3 protein-coding genes are annotated in these 4863 nt (G+C 72.5%); all 3 read right to left on the minus strand.

The window, feature by feature from the left end; translation table 11 throughout:
- Positions 1-3850, minus strand: a 3850-nt coding sequence (locus tag MVA01S_RS28585; protein WP_218006072.1) for an alpha-(1->3)-arabinofuranosyltransferase, incomplete at its 3' end; no start/stop codon positions are given.
- A gap of 4 nt (positions 3851-3854) precedes the next feature.
- Positions 3855-4028: a DUF2613 domain-containing protein gene (locus MVA01S_RS30665; RefSeq protein WP_003933939.1), complete on the minus strand. Its 174-nt coding sequence runs from the start codon at positions 4026-4028 to the stop codon at positions 3855-3857.
- 45 nt (positions 4029-4073) lie between these two features.
- The gene (locus MVA01S_RS28590; RefSeq protein WP_060941796.1) at positions 4074-4562 is read right to left on the minus strand and encodes a universal stress protein; all 489 of its coding nucleotides are present in this window, start codon (positions 4560-4562) and stop codon (positions 4074-4076) included.
- Between the last annotated feature and the right edge of the window lie 301 nt (positions 4563-4863).

The raw sequence follows: 4863 nt of genomic DNA on the forward strand, positions 1-4863 counted from the left end.
GGCGCATCGGCAGGAACGCCAGCGCGAACAGCAACGGCAGCAGCGCCAGCCCGCCGATCAGCCCGGCCCGGTAGGTGTCGTTGTAGGCGAAGTCCAGTGTCACGGCGCCGCCGCTGCCCGCGGGCAGCACCCAGCCCTGCTGCCAGCCGTTGACCGTGACGGAGTCCAGCGTCGCGCCGTCGGCGGTGTGCGCGGTCCACCCGGGGTTGGCGCTCTCGGGGACGACGAGGATGCGCGAACTCTCCGACGGTTCCACCGTGACCTCGCGGTCGACGCTGGTCCACCGGTCGACGGTGACCGCGGCGGTGCGCGCGGTGCCGATGCGGTCGGCCAGCGGGGTGTCCAACTGCACGCCGTCGACGATCAGCGGGGCCCCGGGGCTGATCACCAGCTCCTGCTGCCCGGCGGGCAACGGGATCGGCGCGGTGCGGCACGGGCGGGCCGGGATCGGGTCACCGTCGAGCAGCGCGCCGACGGTGGCGGTCACCGAGGTCTGGACGAACTCACCCGCGACGCCGATCACCGGGCCGCGGCCGCACGGCAGGCTCACCGTCCGTGCCCGGTTGGCGGCCGCGTCGGCCGCCCCGATCGGGGCGCCGCGTCCGTCGAGCAGCACCACCTCCGCCAGGCCCGGCGGTTTGAGTTGATCGAAACCCAGTGAGGTGCGGTCGATCACGTCGTCCCAGTCCATCAGCCACACCGTCACGGTGTCGGTGACCCGCGGGTGCAGCCGGAAGGTCTCGGTGCCGTCGGTCATCCGGCGGACCTGCGGTCCGTCCCCGAGGTCCACCGCGATCAGGGTCGGGTCGGCCGGCAGCGGGGACGCGCCCGGTGTCACCCGGATCGCCGAAACCTCCTCTGCGGCAGCGAGTTTGATCTCCAGCGACGGCGGGGCGTGCGGCTGCACGCTGCGCTGCGGCGCCGTCCACGCGGTCCCGGGATCGCCGTCGGTGGCCGCGTACGCCGAGCCGAGGACGTCGATCGGGTCGGAGTCGCCGTAGGCCCGGGTGGTGTCGGGCTGGGCGATCAGCTCGGCCAGGTTGGGTCCCTGGCGGCCACGCACCCACACCGTCGGGGTCACCTCGGTCGGCTCGGGCACGCTCAGCGTCCGGCTCAGGTTCACCGGTTCCTCGGCGGCCAGCGCCATCGCCGCGGCGCAGCGGGCCCCGGTCGGGCTCTGTGCGCAGCCGGCCCGGCCCAGTAGTTCGGAACCCAGATCCCATTGCGCGACAGCCGAACCCGAGGGCGGAGCCGGAACCTCGACGGTGTGCCGGAGGTTCACCGCGTGCGCGAACCCGTTTGCGTCGTACTGCGTGACGTGGATGTCGGTGATGCCGAACTGCACCCCGGGGGATCCGTCGTCGGTGCCCGTCGCGGTGATCCGCACCCACGGCGACTCGCCGTAGGGCAGCGCCACGGTCATCGGTTTGCCCGCCTCGTCGAAGCGCACGGTGCTGGTGCCGTTGACGGTCGACACCTCGAGCCGGCGCACCTGCGCGCCGACCGCGGTGGCGCTCGGGGTGAGGGTGAGCGTGGCGTTGGTGACCGGGCGGTCGAAATCGACCTGCAGCCACTGGCCCAGCGCGGTCTGCAGCGAATTGGACACCCAGCTGGTCGAGGCGTCCCCGTCGATCGCCGACGCCGGACCCGAGGACGGCGACACATTGGGCAGTGCGGTGGAGTCCGACGCCGCGCTGGACACCGAGACCCGGCCGCCGCCCCACTGGCCGTACACGAGATCGGCTCCGGTGGCCGGATAGTCGGGCACCCGGTTGAACGTGTTGCGCGCGTCGTCGGGTCCGCGGATCGCCGACGAGTGGTCGTCGACGCGGCCGTAGTCGGTCTCCCGGGCGGTGGGGGTGTCGGTGACGGTCACCAGCGGCACCGGCAGCCCGGCGCGCTCGGCGTCCTGGGTGAGCAGTGCGGGACCCGTCGGCTCCTGCCCCGCAAGCCTGCGGCGCTCGTCCAGGCGCAACAGCACCTCGGGTCCGCCGTCCACCCGGGGCATCGAATCGGTGTCGGCCACATACGGTTCCAGCGAGCCGGGACGGTCCACGCGGTAGATCTCGACGGCCGGGTAGCGCGGACGGAGCCCGCTGTCGGTGACGAAGCCGGCCAGCGTGCCGGGGCCGACGGGATCGCCGAACTCGGCGACCTTGGTCAGGCCGGGGGACCCGTCGATCGCGCGGTGCACCAGGATGGGCCGCGCCGACCGCGACGTGTCGGGGTCCAGGTCGTTGCGCACCACCACATACGAGATGCCCTGCCGGGCCAGGGTGTCGGCCAGGCCCGCCGACGGCCGGCCCGCGGCGAACAGGCGCTGCACCGAGTCCAGTGCGCGGATCGTCTCCGGTGGCGTGAGCGGGATGGAGTCGCGCACCCCCCACGCACTGTCGCCGAGCACCTGCAGCGGTTCGTCGTGGCTGTTGCCCCAGACCTGGGTGGCGAACGGCGCGCCGGGCGCGACGAGCACGCGGCCGCCGGTGTCGTTGTCGTCCAGCCACTCCGCGGTCTGGTACCAGTACTGCGGTATCCCGTCGAACGCGCCCGGTGGCGTCAGGCGGCCGGTCCAGGCCAGCGAGGTGGCCGCGGTCAGCGCGCACAGCAGCACGATGCCGACCGCAACGCGCTTGTCCTGCTCGGGGTGGGCGAAGGCGTTCCGCCACACCGGCCGCGGTGCGCTGCCCGGCAACGGGATCCGCCCGAGCAGATGGGCCAGGCCGAGCGCGAGCGGCAACCGCAGCAGCGGGTCCAGCTTGTGCAGGTTGCGCAGCGGGGTGCCCTCGGCGTCGAGGAAGGCCTGGACGTGGTGCGCGATCGGCGACCCGAGACCGCCGGAGTAGCCCGCGGCCAGCAGTGCGACGCCGACCAGCAGCATCGTCACCAGACGTCCGCGCGCCGGCATGGTGGCCAGCGCGAGACCGGCCAGCCCGCCCGCGGCGACCAACGTCGTCGCCAGCACCGACACCGAGCCGGTGACCAGCGGCGCGCCCGCCGTGGCGGTCGGTGCGACGTACGGGGTCCACGCGCCGGTGCCGCGCAGCATCTCCGTCAGCGACATCCACTGCGTGGTCACGCCGGAGGACTCGATGAAGTCCAGGAACGGCGGGCTGATGCGGCCCAGGTGCAGCAGCGCGACCACCCACCAGATCACCGCGAGCGCCACGCACGGCAGCCACCACGCCATGAACCGCCGCCATGTCCGGTTCGGCCGGTGGCACAGCAGCCACACAACCGCGCACAGGCACGCGGTCAGCGTCGCGACCGCATTGACCGCGCCCATCAGCGCGACCGCCACCGCCGAACGCGCCGCCAGCACCCGCACCCGGGAGTCCCCCGCTGCCTCTCCCACCCCTCCGGACCCGCCCTGGAGCGCCAGCACGATCGGCAGCAGCACCCACGGCGCCAGCATCATCGGCAGCGTCTCCGACGAGATGGCCCCGATCGTGGTCAGCACCCGCGGCGACAACGCATAGGCCACCGCGCCGAGCACCCGCGACGTGGTGGTGCCGATCCCGAGGGCCTCGGCGAGCCGCAGCATCCCCCAGAACCCGGCGACCAGCAGCAGCGTCCACCACAGCCGCTGGGTCACCCAGTCCGGGACACCGAGCAGATCACCGGCCAGGAAGAAGGTGCCGTGCGGGAACAGGTAGCCGTACGCCTGGTTCTGCGCCTGCCCGAACGGCAGCTCGCTGTTCCACAGGTCGAAGGCGCGCGCCAGGAAACGAAGGGGGTTCGCGGTGAGGTCGAGCTTGGTGTCGGGTGAGATCTGGCCGGGCGACTGGGCGAAAGTCAGGACCAGTGCCGCCGCGGCGGACACCCACAACCAGCGCCGCGACAGCGGCTGGATCAGGTCAGGTCCGGTCGCCGTACTCGACCCTGTTGAGCACCGATGACGCCGGATCGCCCGCCTGCAGAGGAGGCTTCGTGTCCTGCTGCACCATCAACGTCACACCGAACACGGCCGCCGCGCCGAGCAGCAGGCCGACGACGATGCTGGCTGCAGCGGGCACGAGAAACCGATCCATGCGGCCAACCTAGCACGGTGCTGGTCAGGGGCTGGAGCGGCGCAATCACGGCTGCGGCGGCACGATGAGCACCGGACGGTGCCCGCGGCGCAGCACGTGATCGGCCACGCTGGACTGGATCAGCGACCGGAAACCCGTGGTCGCGCGGGTGCCGGTGACGATCAGGTCGGCGTCGAGGTCGTCGGCGGCCTCGATGATCGTCTGCCACACGGAGAACGTGGCCGCCCGCCGCAGCGGCTCGGCGGGCAGCCCGATGGCCAGGGCCAGATCCAGGCCCTCGTCGTTGATCCGCTGCGCCTCGGCCAGCGCGATGTCGATCTCGTCGTCGTTGCCCGGATCGGGCGGTCCGTCCAGGTCATAGCGGTAACCGGCCGGTTCGGAACTGCGGTCCAGCGGCGACCACACCGTCAGCACCACGAACCGGTCCGCGGTCAGGAAACGGCCCGCGTAGTGCACGGCGCGGCGCGCGGTCGGTGAGCCGTCGAAGGCGATGAGCATCACGCTCTTCTTGTCGCGGGGTAGTGAACCCGTCATCGCCTCTCCTGTCCCTCGCCCGTCATCTCCGACAGAATATTTGGTCGCTACCGCGCGTCAGGGCACCTTTTGTCGAACGGCCCGCCGATCAGGACATGGCCCGATGGGTCCTGTGCCGTTATCGTCGGACCATATGTCTGCGCCAAGGACCGTCCCGAATGCCCTCGTCGGAGTGCTCGCGGCTGCGGCGCTCCTGGTCGGATGCACGTCGTCCGCCGAGCCCGACCCCGCTGTCCCGTCGGTGACCCATGCGACGCCGTCGATGGCGGCCGGCCCCGCGCCGGCCCCGCCCGCGGCCCCC

The sequence above is a fragment of the Mycolicibacterium vaccae NBRC 14118 = CIP 105934 genome, from assembly GCF_001552715.1.
GTDB lineage: Bacteria > Actinomycetota > Actinomycetes > Mycobacteriales > Mycobacteriaceae > Mycobacterium > Mycobacterium vaccae.